The sequence below is a fragment of the Brachybacterium sp. GU-2 genome, from assembly GCF_030866705.2.
GTDB classification, from domain to species: Bacteria; Actinomycetota; Actinomycetes; order Actinomycetales; family Dermabacteraceae; genus Brachybacterium; species Brachybacterium conglomeratum.
In genome coordinates, this window is sequence record NZ_CP133037.2 from 1,832,351 (window position 1) to 1,853,366 (window position 21,016).

General features: G+C 71.9%; 17 protein-coding genes and 1 pseudogene. 12 read left to right on the top strand and 6 right to left on the bottom strand.

Translation table 11 applies throughout. The features are described from left to right. Positions 1–124: 124 nt before the first annotated feature. Genes RBL05_RS08400 through RBL05_RS08410 form a run of 3 tightly spaced genes read right to left on the bottom strand, consistent with a single transcriptional unit; the run spans position 125 to position 3,299 of the window. Positions 125–1,087: a carbohydrate ABC transporter permease gene (locus RBL05_RS08400; protein WP_308739893.1), complete on the bottom strand. Its 963-nt coding sequence runs from the start codon at positions 1,085–1,087 to the stop codon at positions 125–127. Then, entirely contained in the window at positions 1,084–1,968 is an 885-nt protein-coding gene (locus tag RBL05_RS08405; RefSeq protein ID WP_308739892.1) for a carbohydrate ABC transporter permease, read from the bottom strand. Before RBL05_RS08405 ends, RBL05_RS08400 begins: the two co-directional genes overlap by 4 nt. Continuing rightward, complete coding sequence (locus RBL05_RS08410) at positions 1,965–3,299, bottom strand: ABC transporter substrate-binding protein (RefSeq protein ID WP_308739891.1); 1,335 nt, start codon at positions 3,297–3,299, stop codon at positions 1,965–1,967. Before RBL05_RS08410 ends, RBL05_RS08405 begins: the two co-directional genes overlap by 4 nt. A 158-nt stretch (positions 3,300–3,457) precedes the next feature. Between RBL05_RS08410 and RBL05_RS08415 the strand changes: the two genes are divergently transcribed. From RBL05_RS08415 to RBL05_RS08430, 4 genes are all read left to right on the top strand, one after another. Next, entirely contained in the window at positions 3,458–5,182 is a 1,725-nt protein-coding gene (locus RBL05_RS08415) for an ABC1 kinase family protein (protein WP_318604304.1), read from the top strand. Positions 5,183–5,371: 189 nt separating this feature from the next. Further along, entirely contained in the window at positions 5,372–7,069 is a 1,698-nt protein-coding gene (locus RBL05_RS08420) for a sodium:solute symporter family protein (RefSeq protein ID WP_318604305.1), read from the top strand. 20 nt (positions 7,070–7,089) lie between these two features. Next, positions 7,090–7,419 carry a hypothetical protein gene (locus tag RBL05_RS08425; RefSeq protein ID WP_308739889.1) on the top strand — a complete coding sequence of 110 codons (330 nt, stop codon included), beginning with the start codon at positions 7,090–7,092 and terminating at the stop codon, positions 7,417–7,419. A 153-nt stretch (positions 7,420–7,572) separates the two neighbouring features. Beyond that, positions 7,573–9,090 (top strand): S10 family peptidase, encoded by a 1,518-nt coding sequence (locus RBL05_RS08430; protein WP_308739888.1) that lies wholly within the window; start codon positions 7,573–7,575, stop codon positions 9,088–9,090. A 73-nt stretch (positions 9,091–9,163) separates the two neighbouring features. Here RBL05_RS08430 and RBL05_RS08435 read toward each other — a convergent pair whose 3' ends face one another. Together RBL05_RS08435 and RBL05_RS08440 are read right to left on the bottom strand one after the other, a co-directional pair. Then, the gene (locus RBL05_RS08435) at positions 9,164–10,129 is read right to left on the bottom strand and encodes a hypothetical protein (protein WP_308739887.1); all 966 of its coding nucleotides are present in this window, start codon (positions 10,127–10,129) and stop codon (positions 9,164–9,166) included. A 203-nt stretch (positions 10,130–10,332) separates the two neighbouring features. Beyond that, the gene (locus RBL05_RS08440; RefSeq protein WP_308739886.1) at positions 10,333–11,724 is read right to left on the bottom strand and encodes a dihydrolipoyl dehydrogenase family protein; all 1,392 of its coding nucleotides are present in this window, start codon (positions 11,722–11,724) and stop codon (positions 10,333–10,335) included. A gap of 115 nt (positions 11,725–11,839) precedes the next feature. On the opposite strand from RBL05_RS08440, the pseudogene RBL05_RS08445 reads away from it, so the two are divergent. The 7 genes and pseudogenes from RBL05_RS08445 to RBL05_RS08475 form a co-directional block, all read left to right on the top strand. Further along, positions 11,840–12,004, top strand: a pseudogene (locus tag RBL05_RS08445) (glycoside hydrolase family 15 protein); the annotation flags it as partial. A 90-nt stretch (positions 12,005–12,094) separates the two neighbouring features. Further along, the gene (locus RBL05_RS08450; RefSeq protein WP_308739885.1) at positions 12,095–13,573 is read left to right on the top strand and encodes an NAD-dependent succinate-semialdehyde dehydrogenase; all 1,479 of its coding nucleotides are present in this window, start codon (positions 12,095–12,097) and stop codon (positions 13,571–13,573) included. A 184-nt stretch (positions 13,574–13,757) separates the two neighbouring features. Continuing rightward, the gene (locus tag RBL05_RS08455; RefSeq protein WP_308739884.1) at positions 13,758–14,741 is read left to right on the top strand and encodes a hypothetical protein; all 984 of its coding nucleotides are present in this window, start codon (positions 13,758–13,760) and stop codon (positions 14,739–14,741) included. Between the two features lie 106 nt (positions 14,742–14,847). Further along, positions 14,848–15,174, top strand: coding sequence for a DUF3870 domain-containing protein (locus RBL05_RS08460; RefSeq protein ID WP_308739883.1), 327 nt, complete (start codon positions 14,848–14,850; stop codon positions 15,172–15,174). A 166-nt stretch (positions 15,175–15,340) separates the two neighbouring features. Next, complete coding sequence (locus tag RBL05_RS08465) at positions 15,341–16,492, top strand: DUF819 domain-containing protein (RefSeq protein WP_263311005.1); 1,152 nt, start codon at positions 15,341–15,343, stop codon at positions 16,490–16,492. Further along, on the top strand, positions 16,489–17,631 hold the full coding sequence (locus RBL05_RS08470; RefSeq protein WP_308739882.1) for a dipeptide epimerase: 1,143 nt from the start codon (positions 16,489–16,491) through the stop codon (positions 17,629–17,631). Before RBL05_RS08465 ends, RBL05_RS08470 begins: the two co-directional genes overlap by 4 nt. An 82-nt stretch (positions 17,632–17,713) precedes the next feature. Further along, a complete protein-coding gene (locus RBL05_RS08475; protein WP_308739881.1) occupies positions 17,714–18,802 on the top strand; it encodes a C40 family peptidase in 1,089 nt (362 codons plus the stop codon). Between the two features lie 33 nt (positions 18,803–18,835). Here the strand turns inward: RBL05_RS08475 and RBL05_RS08480 are convergent, their stop codons facing one another. After that, complete coding sequence (locus tag RBL05_RS08480) at positions 18,836–19,627, bottom strand: serine hydrolase (protein WP_308739880.1); 792 nt, start codon at positions 19,625–19,627, stop codon at positions 18,836–18,838. A gap of 129 nt (positions 19,628–19,756) precedes the next feature. On the opposite strand from RBL05_RS08480, the gene RBL05_RS08485 reads away from it, so the two are divergent. Continuing rightward, entirely contained in the window at positions 19,757–20,788 is a 1,032-nt protein-coding gene (locus tag RBL05_RS08485) for a LacI family DNA-binding transcriptional regulator (protein ID WP_308739879.1), read from the top strand. The last annotated feature ends 228 nt before the right edge of the window (positions 20,789–21,016 follow it).

The window sequence follows — 21,016 nt, forward strand, 5'->3', positions numbered from 1 at the left end:
TATATGCCATGTCGTGCTCCCATGAGCCCGCGCGACGACGACCGCCCCGCCCCCGTGGTCACGGGGTGCGGGGCGGTCGCGGTGGAGGGCGGTCGTGGCAACGGCCGCTCGTGGCGGGGCGGGATCAGCCCTTGACGGAGCCCTCGGTGAGGCCGCCGCGCCAGAAGCGCTGCAGCACCAGGATCAGGATCGCCAGCGGGATCACCGACAGCAGCGCGCCGCCGGTGGTGAGCTGGAAGAACTCCGGCAGGCGGTCCGTCTGGGCCCGCCAGTTGTCCAGGCCCAGGGTGATCGGGTACAGCTTCTCGTCGGCGAGCATGACCAGCGGGAGCATGTAGTTGTTCCAGATCGCGACGAACTGGAACAGCAGGATGGTCACGATCGCCGGGGTGAGCTGCGGCAGGGCGAGGCGGTGGAACAGTCCCAGCTCGCCCACGCCGTCGATCCGGCCGGCCTCCAGCAGCTCGTCCGGCACGGCGGCGCTGGCGTAGATCGAGGCCAGGAACAGCCCGAAGGGGCTCACCAGCGACGGGATCAGCACCGACCAGTACGTGTTCGTGATCCCGATCGAGCTGAACAGGAAGAACAGCGGCAGCGCCACGGCGGTGCCGGGCACCAGCACGCCGCCCAGCACGAGCACGTACACGAAGCGTCGGCCCGGGAAGCGGTACTTGGCCAGCGCGTAGCCGGCCGCGGTGGCGAAGTAGGTGGCGAGCACGGAGCCCACTCCCGCGTACAGCACGGAGTTCAGGCCCCAGCGCGGGAAGATCCCGTCGTTGGCGCTGAGCACAGAGCGGAGGTTCTCCACCAGCTGGAAGCTCTCGCCGAACCAGAACCCGCTGGTGCCGAAGAGGTCCTCGGTGGACTTGGTGGCGTTGATGACCACCCAGTACACGGGCACCAGGAAGTACAGGGCGACGATCACCAGGATCGCGGTGACCAGGATGGTGGTGGTGGGCTTGCGGCCGGCGTCGCGGGCCCCGGTGCGGGACTCGGCGGCGGCGCGCCGGGAGGCGGCCCGTCGGCGCCCGGAGGCCGCGTCGGCATCGGGGCGGGCGGTGTCGTGGGTGGGGTGCGAAGTGGTCATCGACGCTTCTCCGTCCAGGAGGAGACTCCCAGCGCGATCGCCGAGAGGAGGAATGCGGAGACCGCGATGATCACGGCCTGGGCGGCCGCCATGCCGATGTCGTTGTACTGGAACGCGAAGGCGTAGGCGGACATGTTCGGGGTGTACTCCGAGGTGATCCCGGCGCTCATGGTCTGCATCAGCCGCGGCTCGGCGAACAGCTGCAGGGTGCCGATGATCGAGAAGATCACCGTGAGCATCACGGCGGGGCGGATGAGCGGCAGCTGGATCGAGGTGGCGACCCGGAAGGAGCTCGCCCCGTCGATCTTCGCGGCCTCGTAGAGCTCACCGGGGATCGCCTTCAGCTGGGCGATGATGATGAGCATGTTGTAGCCGGTGTAGGTCCAGGTGACGATGTTGGCGATCGACCACAGCACCATCCTCGGGCCGAGGAAGTCGATCTCGATCCCCACCAGCTGCAGCACGTCCACGATCGGCGAGAGGCCGGGGATGTACAGGAACGACCACAGGATCGTGGCGATCACGCCGGGGATCCCGTAGGGCAGGAAGTAGGTGGCGCGGAAGAAGCCGGGCCACTTCGCGTTCGCGCTCTCCAGCAGCAGCGCGAGCACCACCGCGGCCACGATCATCACGGTCACCTGCACCACGCCGAACAGGATCATGCGCCCGATCGACTCCACGAAGTTCACGTTGGAGAGGGCCTTGACGTAGTTGTCGAACCCGGCGAAGGAGTTGGTGATCCCGCCCTCGCCGAGCAGGCCGGAGCGCTCGACGGAGCTGAAGGAGTACCCGATCGCCATCACGATCGGCACGATCATCGTGCCGAGGAAGACGATCAGGAACGGTGCCAGCAGGATCCAGGGTGCGCTCTTGGACCTCATCGTGCCTCCTCCGCGTCCAGTCCCATGTCGCGCATGATCTCGACGATCCGCGTCTGCGTCGCCGGGAGCATGTCCACGAGCGGGACCTCCCCGGTGACGGCGGTGCTCATCCCGTCGCCGACCATGTCCTGCGCGCGCTGCATCATCGGCGCCCACGTCCAGTCGAGGTTCTGCCCCTGCGCCATCGGCAGGATCACCTCCTCGTTGTAGTTCTGGCCGGAGAAGAACTCCGAGGGCTGCTGGCGCACCTCGCCGATGTAGTCCTTGGCGGGCGACCAGCCGATGCCGGAGAACTCGATCATCGCGTCGATCCCCTCGGGGTCGGTGCACATCCAGGTGAGGAACTCGAGCGCCTCGGCGGGGTGCTGCGAGGTGGACAGGATCGCGGCGGAGGAGCCGCCGTGCGCACCGGAGGCGACGCCGTCGGGCCAGATGGGCATGGGCGACACGGCCCACTTGCCCTCGCCGTTCGGGACCGACTGGATGAGCGCGTCGGACCATGAGCCGCCGATGGTGGCCAGCACGTTCCCGTCGCCGGCGGCGGCCATCCACGGCGTGGAGAAGGCGCCGTAGCCGGTGCCGATGATCCTCGCGGCGAGGATCTCGTCCCAGAACTCGGCGACCCGCATCGAGGCGTCGCCGGTCATGTCCACGATCCAGCCGTCGCCCTCGGGGCGGAACCACACGGCCCCGGACTGCATCATCCAGGAGATCAGGTAGGAGCCGTCCGAGGGGTCGAGGGTGATGAGGCTCCTGCCGGCCTCGGAGACGGTGCCGGCGATCTCGCGGAACTCGTCCCAGGTGGCCGGGGGCTCGAGGCCCATCTCCTCCTCGAGCACCTCGCGGTTGCAGAAGGTGGCCACCGGGCCGGTGTCCTGGGGGACGGCCCAGTAGGAGTCCCCGACCTGCACCTGGGTGAGGGCGCCGGGGTCGAAGGCGTCGGTCTGCGCGGCGAAGTCGTAGCGGGTCAGGTCCACGAGCGCGCCGGCGAGGGCGAACTCGGGCACCTGGCGCAGCTCGACCTGGGCGACATCGGGCCCGCCGCCGGCGGAGACGGCGGAGAGGATCTTCGCGTAGCCGCCGCTGTTGCCGCCGGGGATCCAGGTGGTCTCCACCCGGATCCGGTCCTGCTTCGCGTTGAAGATGTCCGCGACCTTCTGCAGGTCCTTCAACCAGGCCCAGTAGGTGATGGTCACCGGGCCGTCGCTGGGCGGGATCGGCGGGAGCGCGTTGACGCTGCCGGGGTTCGGTGGTGCGCAGGCGGCGAGCCCGGCCAGCACCCCCGCCCCGCTCCCGGCCAGCGCGGTGCGCCGGGTAAGACGTGGATCCATGGTTCTGACGTCGTCCTTCCTCATCGTCGAGTGCCCCGTGAGCGTATCCGCGGGGGACGCGGGGCGACACCCCGCAGGGCGTGAACGTTCACGGATCGTGATCGTACTCGACGTCCCCTCTAGCATCGGGGACGTTCCCCTCGACGAAGGAGATGGGCATGGCCCTCCCGCATTCCGCCGCCCGCTACCGCCAGATCGCCGAGATCCTGGTGAGCAACGGCTTCTCGGCGCTGGTCGGCCAGCTCGGGCTGACCGAGCACGTGCCCGAGGTGCTGCGCCGCCGGCTGCTGGCGAAGGCCGCGACCGGCCCGGCCGGGGCCGGGGAGGCGAGCGGGCCGCTGCCGGGCCCGGCGCGCCTGCGCCACGCGCTCGAGCAGCTGGGGCCGACGTTCGTGAAGCTCGGACAGATGCTCGCCACGCGCGACGACCTGCTGCCCGCCGCGTACACCGAGGAGCTCACCCGGCTGCAGGACGCGACCGACCCGGTGCCCTTCGAGGCCATCGCCGCGACGCTCCGCGAGGAGCTCGGCGTCGAGCTCGCCGAGGCGTACGCGCACATCGAGGAGGTCCCGCTCGCCACGGCCTCGATCGGCCAGGCCCACCTCGCGCGCCTGCACGACGGGACCGAGGCCGTGGTCAAGGTGCGCAAGCCCGGCGTGCAGGAGTCGGTGATCGCGGACCTCGACATCCTGCGCCATCTCGCCGGCATCGCCGCCCGGGAATGGGATCTCGCCCGGGACGTCGACGTCGAGGGCCTGATCTCCGCCTTCGACCGCAGCCTGCGCCGCGAGCTGGACTACCGCGCCGAGGCGGCCAACGCCCGCCGCTTCGCCGAGGACCTCGCCGACGACCCCGTCGTGCACATCCCCCGTGTGCACGAGGAGCTGACCACCTCGCTCGTGCTCACCGAGCAGCGCGCCCGTGGCATGCGGATCACCGACGCCGCCGCGCTCGATGCCGCCGGGGTGGACCGGCCCGCGCTGGCCCGCGCCGCGACCCGCACGATCGTCTCGATGGTGCTGGTGAATGGCTTCTTCCACGCCGATCCGCATCCCGGGAACATGTTCGTGCGCGAGGACGGCGGCCTGTGGCTGATCGACTTCGGCATGGCCGGGGAGCTCTCGGCCTCCGAGCGGGAGGAGATCGTGCGTCTGACCTTCGCGCTGTCCCGGCACGACGCCGACGGCGTGGCCGCGGCCCTGCTCCGCCTCGCACCGCCGCAGGGGGCGCACGACCGCCGCCGCTTCGCCCGCGACGTGCGCGCGCTGCTGGACACCGTCGAGGGCAGGGCGCTGGTGGACATCTCGCTGTCCGCGTTCTTCGAGAAGCTGACCACGCTGCTGAGGCGGCACCGCCTGCAGCTGCCGCCGGAGATCTCGCAGCTGCTGCGCATGCTCGTGCTCACGGAGTCCAGCGCGATCGCCCTGGACCCCGCCTTCCACATCACCGAGGTGCTGCAGGAGGTCGTCCCGGTGGCGCTCGCCCAGATCTGGGGCCCGCTGGCCCTCCTGCGCCGCGCCGCCGCGACCGGGATGGACGCCCTGCGCTTCGGGACGGAGGCACCGGAGCGCCTCGAGCACCTGCTGGACGACTACGACGCGCACGGCATCCGGGTGCGGCTCGAGGCGGGGGATCTCGACCCCGTCATCGAGCGCGTGGAGTCGACCGGGGACCGGATCATCGCGGGCATCACCATGAGCGCGCTGCTGGTGAGCCTCGGCCGGGTCGCCGCCGCCGGAGCGGGCAGGGCACGCGGCGGTCGCGACCCGCTGACGGTCGTGGCGGGCGGTGCCACCGTGCTGCTCGGCGCGTACCTCGCCGCGGGGACCGGGCCGGCCCGCAGCGTGGGCCGGCTCCTCCGCCGCAGCGCGCGGGGGCGCTGAGCAGGACCTCCCACCCGTCGGCCTGCCACATACCACACAGGTCCCGGATCCGTCCCGCGATCGCCCCGATCGGCCGACCACGGGCGCGCCCGCGGTGGTAACGTCGGCGCTCAGCACCCGAGCCGCCGCCCCGTGAGCGACCACGGCGCAGCCCCGGGCACCCCCTCCCCGTCCCCAAGGAACCGCCTCATGGTCGACCTCCGCCTCGACGCCCAGTGGATCGACTACGCGATCATCGCGTTGTACTTCGTCTTCGTCCTCGGTGTGGGCTGGTACGCCAAGCGCGGCGTCTCCACCTCGATCGAGTTCTTCCTCTCCGGCCGCTCGCTGCCCGCCTGGGTCACCGGACTCGCCTTCGTCTCCGCCAACCTCGGCGCGGTCGAGATCATGGGCATGTCCGCCACCGGCGCCCAGTACGGCATGCCGACGATGCACTACTTCTGGGTGGGCGCGATCCCCGCCATGCTGTTCCTCGGCGTGGTGATGATGCCCTTCTACTACGGCTCCAAGGTGCGCAGCGTCCCCGAGTTCATGCGCATGCGCTTCGGGAAGGGCGCGCACCTGGTCAACGCGATCTCCTTCGCGGTCGCACAGCTGCTGATCGCGGGCGTGAACCTCTCGCTGCTGGCCACGATCGTGAACCGCCTGCTGGGCTGGCCGATGTGGGTGGGCCTCGTGCTCGCCGCCGCGTTCGTGCTCTTCTACATCACCGTCGGCGGCCTCTCCGCCGCGATCTACAACGAGGTGCTGCAGTTCTTCGTGATCGTCGCGGCGCTGCTGCCGCTGACGCTGATCGGCCTGCACCGCGTGGGCGGCTGGTCCGGGATGAAGGAGCGCATCGCCGGCGACGGGATGCTCGGCTCCGAGCAGCTGCACTCCTGGCCCGGCCAGGCCCTCTCCGGCTTCGACTCGCCCGTGCTGTCCGTGATCGGCATCGTGTTCGGCCTGGGCTTCGTGCTCTCCTTCGGCTACTGGACCACGAACTTCGTCGAGGTGCAGCGCGCGATGGCGTCCAAGTCCATCACCGCCGCGCGGATGACCCCGATCATCGGCGCCTTCCCGAAGATGTTCATCCCCTTCATCGTGATCATCCCCGGCATGATCGCCGCGGTGCTGGTCGGGGAGCTCACCGAGTTCAAGCAGCTCGACCACGCGGGCGACGCCTCGGGCGCTGCTGCGACGGGCGTGAACTACAACGACGCCCTGCTGCTGCTGATGCGGGACGTGCTGCCCAACGGCCTGCTCGGCGTCGCGATCGCGGGCCTGCTCGCCGCGTTCATGGCCGGCATGGCCGCGAACATCTCCGCCTTCAACACGGTGATCTCCTACGACCTCTACCAGCAGTACGTGAAGAAGGACGCGCCCGACGACCACTACACGAAGGTGGGCCGGCTCGCGACGGCCGCGGCCTGCGTCATCGCGATCTTCACCGCGCTGATCGCCGCGCAGTTCTCCAACCTGATGGACTACCTCCAGACCCTGTTCGGCTTCTTCAACGCGCCGCTGTTCGCGACGTTCATCCTGGGCATGTTCTGGAAGCGGATGACGCCGACCGCCGGCTGGACGGGCCTGGTCGCGGGCACGCTCTCGGCCGTGATCCTGTGGGGCTCCTCGACCTTCCTCGGGGTCTTCTCCCTGCCAGGCCAGGGCCTCGCGTTCATGAGCGCTGCGACCGCCTTCGTGGTCGACATCGTGGTCTCGGTCGCGGTCACCCAGATCACCGCCCCGAAGCCCGCCCACGAGCTCAAGGGCCTGGTCTACTCGGAGACGCCGAGGGCCGATCTGATCGACCCCGAGGAGAAGGACATGCCCTTCTGGCGCCGCCCGGTGCCGATGGCGGGCATCGCCCTGGTCCTGGTCATCGTCCTGAACATCGCGTTCGCCTGAGCAGACGGAGGAGAGAAGCAATGAGAACTTCCGAGGAGAACACCCCCGCCGGGGCCGACGTCCCGGCCGACGCGACCGTGCAGACCGCCGGCGCGTTCGACATCCGCAACTTCATCGGCACCCTGCTGGGCCTGTTCGGTCTGATCCTCGTGATCATGGGCCTGGTGGCCTTCTCGCCCGACGAGGCGGCGAAGACCGACGGGATGAACGCGAACCTGTGGGCCGGCCTGGCGATGCTCGTCGTCGGCGTGCTGTTCGTGGTCTGGACGAAGCTCGACCCGATCCGGATGGTCGTGCGTGACAACGAGCCCGGCGCCGAGGAGTCCAAGGACATCGCTGCGCTGGACTGATCTCGCCGCCGCGTCCGCACGAAGGGGACGTGAGCGGCACGCTGCGCGGCTGAGCTCCGCGGCGTGCCGCTCACGTCCCCTTTCCGCTGGAGGGCCCGCGCAGCGGGCCCGCGTAGCATCGAGCGCGATGCCGCATCCGACGAAGGAGCTCGTGTGAACGACCAGCCCGCCGCCCCCAGCACCTCCCCCGCGACCGGCAGCAGCCCGGATTCCGACACCGACCGGACCGCCCCGGAGGACCGCCTGGTCACGACCCTGCACAGCCTCGCGCTCGAGGACGGCCCGCTGAACTACACCGCCACCGCCGGCACCGTGGTGCTGCGCGAGGAGCCGGACGGCGAGGAGTACGGCCGCGGCAAGCCCTACGCGGAGCTGTTCTCCGTCTCCTACGTCGCGACTTCCCCGGGCGAGGAGCCCCGCCCGGTGGTGTTCGCCTTCAACGGCGGCCCCGGCGCCTCCACCGTCTGGCTGCACCTGGGCCTGCTGGGCCCGCGCCGCGTGGACTCCGGGGACGCGGGAGCCCCCGCCGCTCCCCCGCACCGCCTGCTGGACAACCACGAGACGATCCTGCGCGACGCCGATCTCGTCGTGGTCGACGCGATGACCACGGGCTTCTCCCGCCCCGCGCCCGGGCAGAAGCCCGACCGCCATCACGGCCTCGCCGCGGACCGCGACCTGATCGCCGCCTTCGTCATCGACTGGCTGACCCGCAACGACCGCTGGACCTCCGAGGTCCATCTCGCCGGCGAGTCCTACGGCACCACCCGCGCCTCCGCCGTCGCGGCCCGACTGCTGGACCGCTACTACCTCGCCGTCGCCGGGATCGTGCTGATCTCGCCGGTGCTGGACTTCGGCACGATCGTGTTCTCCCCCGGCAACGACCGCCCCTACCTCCACTACCTGCCCACCTATGCCGCGATCGCCCACGCCCACGGCAAGCACGAGGACCGACTGCTGCAGGACGTGGTCGACGAGGCCGAGGCCTTCGCCGAGCAGGAGTACCCGGCGCTGCTCGCGGCGGGGCTGCGGCTGGACCCCGCGCAGAAGCAGGAGGCCGCGGCCCGGATCGGGGCGCTGATCGGCGTGGACCCGGACTGGGTGGAGCGCGCGGACCTGCGCGTGGAGCACCAGGCCTTCCTCGCCGAGCTGCTGCGGGACGAGGGCCTGGTGACCGGCCGGATCGACGGCCGCTTCACGGCGCCCGCCGGGGACGGCAACGCGGCGCGGATGGAGACCGATCCGTCGATCGACCAGCTCGCCCCGAGCTACACCGCGGCGATCAACCACTACCTGCGCGGGGAGCTCGAGTTCTCCTCCGACGTGGTCTACGAGATCATGTCCGGTCGCGTGCACCCGTGGAGCTACAAGGACTTCGAGAACCGCTCGGTGGAGGTCGCCTCCGATCTCGCCCGCGTGCTGCGGAAGTCCCCGCACACCCGGGTGCTGGTCTCCCACGGCTATCACGACGCGGCGACCCCGTTCCATGCCAGCGAGCACGTGCTCGCCCAGCTCGCGATCCCGCGCGAGGACTACGCCGAGCGGATCCGGGTGGAGTACTACGAGGCAGGGCACATGATGTACTGCCACGAGCCGAGCCGCCTCGAGCTCTCCGCCCACCTGCGCGAGTTCGTCGCCGGGGCGGGCGGCACGGAGGACGACGGGCAGGCCTGAGCGCCGACAGGCCGGGCCACCTGGGACCGCTCGGCCCCGCGCGGCCGGACCTGCCGGAGGCGCCGCCGACGGGTCAGCTCTCGGAGCCGGTCGAGCCCGATCCGCTGCCCGAGGCAGCGCTGCCGGAGCTCGCACTGCCCGAGGAGCCGCTCCCGGAGCTGCCGCTCTCGGACGACCCGCTCCCGGAGGCGCCGCCGCCGTCCTGGCCGCCGCTTCCGGAGGAGCTTCCGCCGGAGGAGCTGCCGTCGCCGGTGGTGCCGTCGTCGGTCGTGCTGTCCTGCTGCTGCGGGTCGACGGTGGTGCCGTCCTGACCGTCCTGCTCGCCGGTGCCGTCCTGCTGCTCCGTCCCGTCCTGCTGCTGCGTGCCGTCCTCGCCGGTGCCGTCCTCGGACGTCCCGTCCTCGGTCGTGCCGACGGAGTCCTCGCGCGGGGCCACGTGCTCGGTGCCGGTGACGGAGCGCTGGATCTCGCCGGTGCCCGGGGAGAGCTCCGTGCCGGTCAGACGCTGGACGCCGAACACGGCGGCCATGCCGAGCAGGGCGATGACCACGCTCATCAGGGCGATCCTCCCGATCCGTCGGCCGCGACCCGGCGTCTCCCCGGAGGCGCCGTCCGCACCGGCCCGGTGCTCGGACGTCCCGGCGGCGTCCGTCCCGACGGCGCTGTCCTCGCCCGCACCGCGGCGGGTGCGGGAGGAGTGCACCTCCCCGCCTCGGACGCGGGGCTGCGCCTTCTCCCCCGCCTTGGCCTTGACCTGCTTGAGCCTGCGGGCGGTGCCGTTGACGGAGTCGGTGTAGAAGGCGACCACGGCCGCGGAGATCACGGAGGTGATCGCGGCACCGAGCACGGTGCCGCTGATGCCGAGCTGGCCGCCGATCACGGAGGTGGTCGCCGCGGCGGCGCCGCCGGCGAGCAGGCCGGGCACGGAGAGGCTCTTGATCTCCGATGCCGAGGCGCCCGCCGCGTCCTCGACGGGCGGGGCGTCGGGGCCCTGCGGGGAGTGAGGAGGCGCCGGGGAGGAGGGCGGGGTGGAGTTCATGGACCCACGCTCCGCACCGTGCCTCGGACTTCCGTCGAGGAACCCTCGGAGAACCCTGGAAAAGGGTCGGGAAAGCGCCTGCGATCAGGGGGTTCGCTGGTGGATGAGTTGCCTCACCCTGCCGGGGCCGACGGTCGGCGGGGCGAAGCGGAGCACGGCGGGGCAGACGCTGTCCCCGGCCGAGGACCCGCCGCGCCCGCGGCTCACTCGACCGGCGCGAGCTTCCCGAGCGTCTCGTTGAGCGCCTCGGTCGAGGAGGGGTGGGTCCAGATCCCGTCCCGCAGCTGCGTCGCCGTGGTGCCGGCGCGCATCGCGAGGGCGATCAGGTTGATGACCTCCTGGGCGTCGACGTGGAACAGTCGTGCGCCGAGGATCTCGTCGGTGCCCGCGTCGACCACGATCTTCACCAGTCCGCGGGGGTCGCCGAGGGTCTTCGGGCGGGGCATGGCCTTGATCGCGGCGACCTTCTGCGTCGCGACCAGGACGTTCCGTCCCTGCTCCCGTGCCTCCGCCTCGGTGAGGCCCACGGCCGCGAGCGGCGGGGTGAGGAAGGTCGTCGTCGGCACCGCGACCCGGTCGGAGGTGGAGCGGGAGCCGTCGCCGGTGAGCTGGGAGAGGACGATGCGGTGGTCGTCGAGCGAGAGGTAGGTCTGCTGGGCGCCGCCGTGCACGTCGCCGAGCGCGTAGACGCCGTGGGCGCTGGTGCGCAGGTGCTCGTCGACCACGATCGCGCCGCGCTCGTCCACGTCGATGCCCGCCGGCTCGAGCCCGAGGTCGTCGGTGGCGGGGCGGCGCCCGGTGGCCAGCAGGACGGCGTCGGCCGCGAGCTGGCGCGACCGCCCCGCGACGTCGAGGCGCAGCAGCGCCTGCTCCGGGCCGTCCTCGACGCCGCGGAGGTCCGCCTCGTGCAGCACGGTGATGCCGTCGCCCTCGAGCACGGACTGCACCTCGGCGGCGACGTCCTCGTCCTCGGCGGGCAGCAGGCGGGGGCGACGGTTCAGCACCGTCACCTCGGCGCCGAAGCCCGCGAACATCGAGGCGAACTCGAGCCCGATCGGCCCGGCGCCCACCACGGCGAGCCTCCGCGGGAAGGGGTCGGCGTGCTGCAGCGAGGTGGAGTCGTGCACCCGAGGGGAGTCGATCCCGGGCAGGTCCGGTCGCGAGGGCACGGCGCCGGTGTTCACGACGACCGTCGGCGCGGTGACGGTGAGGCGGTCCTCGCCGCCGCTGACCTCCACGGTCCGCTCGCCCACGAAGCGGGCGCGGCCGTCGACGAGGGTGACCGTGTCGAGGTCGGCGAGCAGGTGGTGGTTGACGTCGCGGAGCGTCCCGATGAGGGTGTCGCGGCGCTGGACGGCCCGTGCCCAGTAGGAGGCGGCGTCATCGTCCTCGCGGCGTTCCTGGGCGTCGTGCACGAGGGTCTTGGTGGGGACGCAGCCGATGTTGATGCAGGTCCCGCCGTGCATCGACGCGAACTGCTCGACCATCGCGACCTTCTGCCCGAGGCCGGCGAGGGTCGCGACGAGGGTCTTGCCGCCCTTGCCCCAGCCGATCACGAGCACGTCCACGGACAGGCTGCTCCCGGAGTTCGTCATGGGCTCACCGTAGTCCGGCTGCCCCGCTCGCCCACGGTTCCTCGTCGCCGGCTCAGGACCGTCGGCCGGCCGTCCGTGATGCACTGGTCCCATGACCGCCGCCACCGACAGGCGGGACGAGGCGGAGGAACTGATGGAGACCCTGCTCGCCTGCGGGAACGACCTGCACCTGTTCGCCGAGGAGTACGACGTGACGCACCGCCGCATGGTCGGGAACTTCCCCCAGGCCTTCAGCCACCTGGGCCTGATCGGCGCGGTCGACGCCCTCGCCGCCGGCTGAGCGCGGCCCGGCACGACTGAGAACGAACGGGCACGGCGGGGCGGGACGGGTGCAGACTGGAGGAAACATCCGTCGACGCAGGAGGTTCCGATGTCCCAGCAGCCCGCCCTCACCCCCACCCGGATCGCGGAGGTGCTCGAGCGCACCCCGACCAGCTCCTTCGTCGGCGGCCGCTTCCTCGGCGGCACCGCCGCGCTCGAGGTGATCGACCCCGCCACCGGCGCGGCGCTGACCCGTGTGGTCGACGCCGACGCCGCCTCCGTCGGCGCGAAGGCCCTGGACGCCGCCTGCGCCGCGCAGGAGGAATGGGCCGCGACCACGCCGCGCGAGCGCTCGGAGATCCTGCGCCGCGCCTACGAGCTGTGCCACGAGCGGGCCGACGACCTCGCGGCGCTGATGACCCTGGAGATGGGCAAGCCGCTCGCCGAGGCGTACGGCGAGGTGAGCTACGGCGCGGAGTTCCTGCGCTGGTTCAGCGAGGAGGCGGTGCGCGAGCCCGGCCGGTTCCGCCACGCCCCCGCCGCCGACCACGCCGTGCTCACCACGGTCCGACCCGTCGGCCCCACCCTGCTGATCACGCCGTGGAACTTCCCGCTGTCGATGGGGACGCGGAAGATCGGCCCGGCGCTCGCGGCCGGCTGCACCGTGGTGCTGAAGCCCGCGCAGAAGACGCCGCTGACCTCGCTGGCGCTGATGGCGATCCTCGCCGAGGCCGGAGTGCCGGACGGGGTGGTGAACTGCGTGGTCACGAGCGACTCGCGGACCTTCTCCTCCACGCTGATGGCCGATCCGCGGCTGCGGAAGGTCTCCTTCACCGGCTCCACCGCGGTGGGCCGCACCCTCATCGAGCAGTCCGCCCAGCACGTGCTGCGCACCTCGATGGAGCTGGGCGGCAATGCACCCTTCCTGGTCCTCCCGTCGGCCGATGTGGAGACCGCGGTCGAGGCGGCGATGCTCGCGAAGTTCCGCAACAACGGCGAGGCCTGCACCGCCGCGAACCGCTTCTACGTCCACTCCTCCGTGGCGGAGGAGTTCACCGACCGGCTGGTCGAGCGCACGCGACAGCTCGTGCTCGGCCCCGGCGCGGATCCCGCCACCACCCTCGGACCGCTGATCGACGCCGCCGCCGTCGACTCCGTCCAGGAGCTGATGGCCGACGCGGTCGAGCGCGGCGCGAAGGTGCTCACCGGCGGCGGCACCGGCGAGGGCGAGGGCTTCTTCCACGAGGCGACGGTGCTGGCCGACGTGCCGCGGGACGCGCGCGTGCAGCGCGAGGAGATCTTCGGCCCGCTCGCGCCGATCACGGTGCTGGACGACGTCGAGGAGATGATCGCGGCGGCCAACGCCACCGAGTTCGGGCTGATGGCCTACGTGATGGGCGAGGACCTCGGCGAGGTCACGGCCGTCACCGGACGGCTCGAGTCGGGGATCGTCGCGGTGAACCTGGGCATGGCCTCCGACCCCTCGGCCCCCTTCGGCGGGGTGAAGGAGTCGGGGCTGGGCCGGGAGGGCTCCCATGAGGGGCTCGCCGAGTACCTCGAGACGACCTACGTGCGCCTCCCGCTCTGACCTGCGGTCGGGGCGAGCGGGACGAGAGCTGGTCGCTCGGGGCACGAGCAGGGGAAATCTCGGTGAACTCCCGCGAATCTGGCCGAATCGATTGTCCGGTGTGATGTGAGTCGCTACGGTCGTCACGCACCACTATCGAACCCCACAGCCCCGCCCTGCCCGGCGCGGCGACCAAGGAGCCCCAGTGCGCACCCTCTCCCGTTCCGTGACCCTCCTCTCCGCCGCCGCCCTCGCCGCCGCCGGCATCGCCGCGACCGCCGGCTCCGCGAGCGCCGCCCTCACCACCCGCTGCGACGGCGAGGCCTCCTCGGTCACCGTCCCCGGCGACCTCGTCGTGGCGAAGGGCAAGTCCTGCGTCCTCACCGACGTCACCATCGAGGGCGAGGTGCGCGTCCAGGCCGGCGCCGACCTCCTCATCACCGACTCCTCGGTCGACGGCCGCGTCCTCGTCCAGGGCGACGGCTACTTCGACGCCTCCACCTCCGAGATCGCAGGCAACGTCGTCTCCAACGGCGGCTACGGCGTCTACCTCGACGAGTCCGCGGTGGACGGCAACTACAACGGCCGCGCCGCCGAGGGCGCCTCGCCCTTCCTGTACTCCTACGACTCCTCGATCACCGGCCGCGTGAACGTCGCCCAGGGCCTCGTTCACCTCAGCGGCAACACCATCGGCGGCAACGTGACCAGCGAGAACTCCGAGTTCACCGACATCCTCGACTCGACCGTCGCCGGGAACCTGACCGTCACCGGCGCGACCGAGGGCACCACCTTCTGCGCCGGCGAGCTCGACGGCGACGCGACCCTCACCGGCAACGCCGGCGTGCAGCTCGGGTCCGGCGGTCAGAAGATCACCTGCGAGGGCGCCACCTACTTCGGCGGCGACGTCACCGCCTCGGACAACACCGACGGCGTCGACGTCACCGACACGATCATCCGCGGCGACCTCACCGGCGAGGGCAACGACCCGGCGCCCACCGGCTCCGAGAACCGCGTCCGCGGCGAGCTCGGCGGCCAGTTCGTCGACCTCCAGCCCGCCGCCCAGAAGCGTGCGCTGATGACGCAGTCCGCCCCCGCGGACAACGCCGAGGAGCTCGACACCCAGCGCGAGGAGCGTCGCGCCGAGGCCGAGAAGGCCGCGGAGCAGGCCGGTCCGGCGAACCTCCGCTGACCTCCTCCCTCCCATGACCTGCGGCCCTGGGCCGGGCACCGCCCGGCCCGGGGCCGCTCCCGTCGTCGGCCGCGCCTCATCTCCAGGACCCGCATAGGATCACCGGATGACCCGCACGATCTACCTCACGGGGGAGGCGAAGTCCCCGAGCAACAATCCGATCACGACGCAGTGGGGATTGTTCTTCGTCGGCCTCGTCGTCGATACTGAGACCCACGTCATCCAGGCAGCCGACTGCACCGCCACACTGACGCTCACGGTCGAGTTCGTCCGCGAGCTGGTGGTCGGTCGGTCCCTGCTCGAGGAGGACGCCCTGGTGGAGTCGATCACCGACAGGTACCACGGGTCCTCGCAGAAGGCTCTCGCCGCCGCCGTGCGCAGCGCCGCCGCGAAGTACCGCGACCTGTCGGCCCTCCCCGGCCAGGAGTCATAACCGCATACACGCAGCCGTCCGCCCGGAACCTCACCGAACCGGATCCCGTCGGAAGCACCGCACCGCGCCTCGCCCGAGGCGCCGGTTCCCGGTGCTTCCGATTTTTTGTCCCCGGAGCCGCCGGGGGCACGGCCGCATCCCCTTCCCCACTCACCGAGGAGACCCCGTGATCACCGACGGACTGCTGATGCTCGGCGTCCTGCTGGCGCTCTCGTGCGCGCTGATCGTGCTCGAGCGCACCACCGGCTGGAAGCTGTTCAAGTACGTGCCCGGCATGGTGCTGATGTACCTGCTGTGTGCGGCGCTGAACTCCCTGGGGGTGTTCGGGCAGGACGACGCGACCCGCGCCCCCATCGCCGCCGTGAAGGACGTCGTCCTGCCGGCGATGATCCTCCTGTTCCTGTTCGGCTGCGACCTGCGCCGCATCATCAAGCTCGGCCCGCGGCTGCTGCTGACCTACGCCGTCTCCGCCGCCTCCCTGTTCGTGGCGATGGTGGGCGTGTTCCTCGTCTTCCAGAGCGCCCTGCACCCGGAGGCGTGGAAGGTGCTCGGCGCACTGCTGGCCTCCTGGACCGGCGGCAGCGCGAACATGGTCGCGGTGCAGGACATCCTCCAGGCGCCGGAGAACATCTTCGGCTACGCCCTGATCACCGACACGCTCATCTACTCGATCTGGCTCACCGTCGCCTTCTCCTCCGTCGCCGTCTCCGGCCGCTTCGACCGATTCACGAAGGCCCGCTCGACGCACCTGACCGACCACGGCGACGACCTCGAGACCGAGCAGTCGCCGATCACCGTGCAGTCCCTCGCGACCGTCGTCTTCGGCTCGATCTTCGTCTCCGTCGTCGCGACCTGGATCGGCGGCCTGCTCCCGGAGCTGGGCGACGTCGTCAACGCCACCACCTGGACGATCGTCATCGTCTCGGTGCTCGGTCTCGTCATCGCCCAGACGCCGCTGGGCCGGATCGGCGGGTCCACGGAGATCGCGACGCTGATGCTGTTCGTGGTGATCGGTCAGATCGCCTCCGGCTCGGACTTCTCCGCGCTCACGCAGGCGCCCCTGTACCTGCTGATCGGCCTTCTGGTCGTGCTCGTGCACCTGGCGATCATGGTCGTCTACGCCAAGCTCACCCGCACCGACCTGTTCTCGATCGCTGTCTCCTCGACCGCGAACATCGGCGGGATCGCCTCCGCGCCGGTCGTGGCCAGTGCCTTCAACCGCCAGCTCGTGCCGGTCGGCGTGCTGATGGCGCTGATGGGCTCGTTCCTGGGCACCTTCCTCGGTCTCGCCGCGGCGCAGATCATGTCCGCACTGTGACCGCCGGGACCATGGAGCACGGCGCCGACCGAGCGACGCTCGAGGTGGTGGCGGTGCGCCGCCACCACCACCGGGCGCCGCTGCGGCACCCCTTCGTCACCGCCGCCCGCCGCACCGAGGCGGTCGAGTACGTGGTCGCCGAGGTGGAGATCGCCGGCGGAGCGGTCGGGCAGGGCTCGGCCGCGGAGACGGTCGCGGTCACCGGAGAGGATGCCGCCAGCATCCTCGCCGCGCTCGACGGGCCGCTCGGCGCCGCGCTGCGCGGCGCACGGGGCACGATCGGCGAGCTCTCCGCCCGGATCGCGGGGGCGATGCCCGGGGCGACGAGCGCGAAGGCGGCGCTCGAGGTCGCCCTCCACGACGCCTGGGCACGTGCGGCGGGCCGGCCGCTCGTGGAGCTGCTGGGCGGGAGCGCCGAGGAGACGATGCGCAACGACATGACCGTCTCCCTCGAGGAGCCGGCGACCATGGCGCAGCGGGCGCGGGAGGCCGTCGCGGCCGGGCACGAGATCCTGAAGATCAAGCTCGGCCACGACATCGCCGAGGACCGCGAGCGGCTCGCCGCGGTCGTCGAGGCGGCCCCGTCGGCGCGGCTGCGGCTGGATGCGAACCAGGGCTGGCTGCCCGACCAGGCGGTCCGGATCATCACCGGGTTCGAGAAGGACGGCCTGCCCGTCGAGCTCGTCGAGCAGCCCGTCGCGGCCGGCGACGTGGAGGGGCTCGCCCGCGTCACCGCCGCGGTGTCCGTGCCGATCATGGCCGACGAGGCCGTGTGGTCGGCGGCCGATGCGCACCGGCTCCTCGAGGCGCGGGCCTGCGACCTGCTGAACATCAAGCTCGCCAAGACCGGCGGGCTGCGCGGCGCGATCGAGGTCGCCGAGGCGGCACGTCGGGCCGGGATCGAATGCATGCTGGGGGCCATGATGGAGCCGCGCATCTCGATCACGGCCGCCGCGCACCTGGCGCTCGCGCACCCGGCGATCACGATGATCGACCTGGACCCGCCGGCCTGGTTCGCCTCCGCGCTGCCCCGCGGCGGGATCGTCCAGGAGCACGGCATGCTGCGCCTCGCGGGCGGGCCCGGGCTCGGCCTCGAGCTGCTCCGCCCCGACGAGGACGCCGAGGGAGGTGATCGGTGAGCAGCCAGATGTCCGACCGTCCCCGATCCCGCACGCCCCTCCCCCGTCGGCGCCCCGGCGCCGACCCCCTGAAGGAGATGCCATGACCATCCGCCGATTCCCCGACCTCACCCGACGCGACGGGCTGCGCCTGGCCGCGACCGGCACCGCCGGTCTCGCCGTCGCCTCCCTCGCCGCGCTCGGCCCCGCCTCCGCCGCCCCCGCGCCGCGGCCCGCCGCCGGCACGGCGCCCGCGCCGGGCGATCGCGCCCATGTCGCCGTCTCCGCGACGACGCTGTGGGTCGATCCGCGCACGAACCGGCCCGGGATCGACGACCCGGCGGTGTCGGCCCCCGTCGACCTCGACGCCTGGAACGCGAACATGGAGGACACCGAGACCCGCCGCTGGCTGACGGGCGAGCTGGAGAGCCAGGCGGTGCTCGGCAGCGAGGTGATCGTCGACGAGATCGACGGGGAATGGGCCCACGTGGTCGTCACCGCGCAGTCCACCCCGCGCGATCCGCGCGGCTACCCCGGCTGGGTCCCGGTCTCCCATCTCGTGGTCGACGAGGGCTTCGCCCGCCGCGCCGAGACCTCCCAGACCGCGACCGTCACCGCGCTGACCAGCACCCTCACCGGGACGCCGTCCGGGAACCACCCCGGGATCGACGTCTCCTTCGACACGATCCTGCCGGTGCTCGGCCGCACCGCGAAGGCCGTGAAGGTCGCCGTCCCCGGCGGTCGTCCCGCCTATCTGCCCTCCGCCGACGTGATGGTGCGCGCGCAGGGCGAGCAGCCGCCGGCACCGACGGTCGAGGACGTGATCGCCACCGGCGAGCGCTTCCTGGGCCTGCGCTACCTGTGGGCGGGCGTGAGCGCCTGGGGCTTCGACTGCTCCGGGTACACGTACACGCTCTTCCACCACCACGGCATCCGGATCGCCCGCGATGCCGGCGACCAGATGAACCACTCCGGTCTCGCGGAGGTGGCGCGGGAGGACCTGCGCCGCGGCGACCTGGTGTTCTTCGCGACGGAGCCGGGCGGCGACTCGATCCGCCACGTCGCCCTGTACCTCGGGGACGACCTGATCATGCAGGCCCCGAACGCCTCCCGCAGCGTGGAGATCATGTCGCTGACCGAGTACGACCCGACCGGGGAGTACGCCGGGGCGCGTCGCGTGATCGACGCCTGAGCCGCGTGCGGCCTGCCCCCTCGAGCTCCGCTCTCAGGCGGTGAGACCGGGCAGGAGCTCCCTGGCGAGTGCGGTGATCCGCGCATCGGCCTCATCCTCCGCGAGTCCCGCGGTCATCACCGCGAGGATCCGGTGCCCGGCCCCGGCGGGATCCTCGACATCGGCGACGTCGTGCCGGTACCCGTCGACCCACCCGGACTTCGACCCCCATCGGACGCCGTCGCGCAGCACGCTCCCGATGATCGGGATCGTCTGCGCGTGCAGCGCCGCGAGGGCGAGCTCGCGGGAGTCGCGTGAGAGGCCGGGGCCTGCGACGAGGTGGCGCATGGTGCGGGCGAGGTCCGCGGCGGAGGTCTCGTTGGTCAGGCCCCGCTCGAGGGCCGCGGCGTCCCCGATCAGCCTCTCGACCCGAGTGGCGGTGAGCCCCAGCTCACCGACGACCGCCGCGACCGCGTCCAGGCCGACGAGCTCGAGCAGCTGATCGGTCGCCTCGTTGCTGGAGCGGTCGATCATCCGCGTGGCGAGGTCGCGGAGCGCGATCGGGGCGCCAGGCTCGGGGTGGGTGGGATCGAGGTGATCGCCGGACAGGGTGAACTCCTCCCCGTCGGCGCCGGTGAAGGTGCGCGCCGCGGGCAGCTCCGCGTCGAGGTCGAGCTCGCCCTGCTCGGCGGCGCGCAGCACGGCCAGCAGCACGTGCAGCTTGATGGTGCTCGCGGCGTAGAACGGATCGTCGGCACGGGAGGCGGAGAGCACGGCGCCGTCGGCGTCGAGCAGGCAGTGCGCGAGGCGCACCTCGGTCGGGGCGGCGGCGGTGGGCAGCGACATGCCCCGACCCTACGGCCCCGGCCGCACCCCACCGAGGGCGACAGGTCATCCGGCGGGTGATCAGCGCGCCGGACCTATCATGTGCCCAGCCGCGACGCGGCCGGCCCGCCCACGATCCGGAGACCCCGCATGCCGCAGAAGCCCTCGTCCCGCCCCACCGTCGCCACGATCGCCCGGGACCTGGGGATCTCGCCGGCGACCGTGAGCTACGCGCTCAACGGCAAGCCCGGGGTGGGCGCGGCGACTCGTGAGCGAGTGCTCGAGCATGCCCGGGCCGTGGGATGGACGCCCCATTCCGGTGCGCAGGCCCTGCGCCGCGGTCGCAGCGGGAACATCGGCCTGGTCCTGGTGCGCGATCCCGAGGAGGTCTCGCGCGAACCCTTCTACTCCTCGGTGACCGCCGGCATCGAATCGGCCACCAGCGCGCACGGCTACGAGCTGCTGATCCGCTTCGTGCAGGGAGGGGGGCAGCAGGAGATCGAGGTGTTCCGCACCTGGTCGCACCAGCGCCGCGTCGACGGGGTGGTGCTGCTGGATCTCGCCACGGACGATCACCGCCCCGCGGTGCTGGAGTCCTTCGGGATGGACTTCGCGGTGCTGGGCCACTACGAGGGACCGGAGGACTTCGTGAAGGTCGCCTCGGCCGAGCCGGAGGACGCGGCGTCCGTGGTCGAGCACGTCGCCGCACTCGGCTACGACGGGTGTCTCCAGCTCACCGGCCCGCTCGAGTACGCGCACGAGAGGCGGCGCCTCGAGCTGATCGAGGCGCTGTGCGCCGAGCACGGCCTCGCCCATGCGCACCGGGCCGGGCGGTACACGATCTCCTCGGGCCAAGAGGCCTTCTGGCAGGCGGATCGAGGATTCTGCTCCCGGCCCGCGATGATCACCTCGAGCGATCTGATCGCGATCGGGGCGCTCCGTGCGGCGTCGGACCTGGGGGTGAGCATCCCTGCGGACATGGGCCTGGTGAGCTGGGACGACTCCCTGATCGCCGAGGTCGCCTCCCCCTCGATCACGGCCCTGGCTCGCCGCCCGTTCACCATGGGCAGGGCGGCCGGCGACCTGCTCGTGCGCCGCGTCGAGGGAGACGTGGGGCCGGGCGAGACGGTGCAGACCGCCCCGGCCGAGCTCGTCAGGCGCGCCTCGACCGCTCGCGCCTGAGGGGCGGTCCGCCCGAGGACGGAGCGCCCTCGGCGACCGTGACCCGTCCGTGATCCGACGTCGTTGACAGTCCCGATCCGCCTGAGCCATACTCGCCGAATCGATTAAGTACCGAATCGATTCGGTCGCTGCGTCAGCACCCCGTGACGCACCGCGGTGCACAGCAGCACCCGCAGGACCGAGCAGGCGACAGCCCCCACCCCGCCCGTCATCGACGACGGCCCCTCA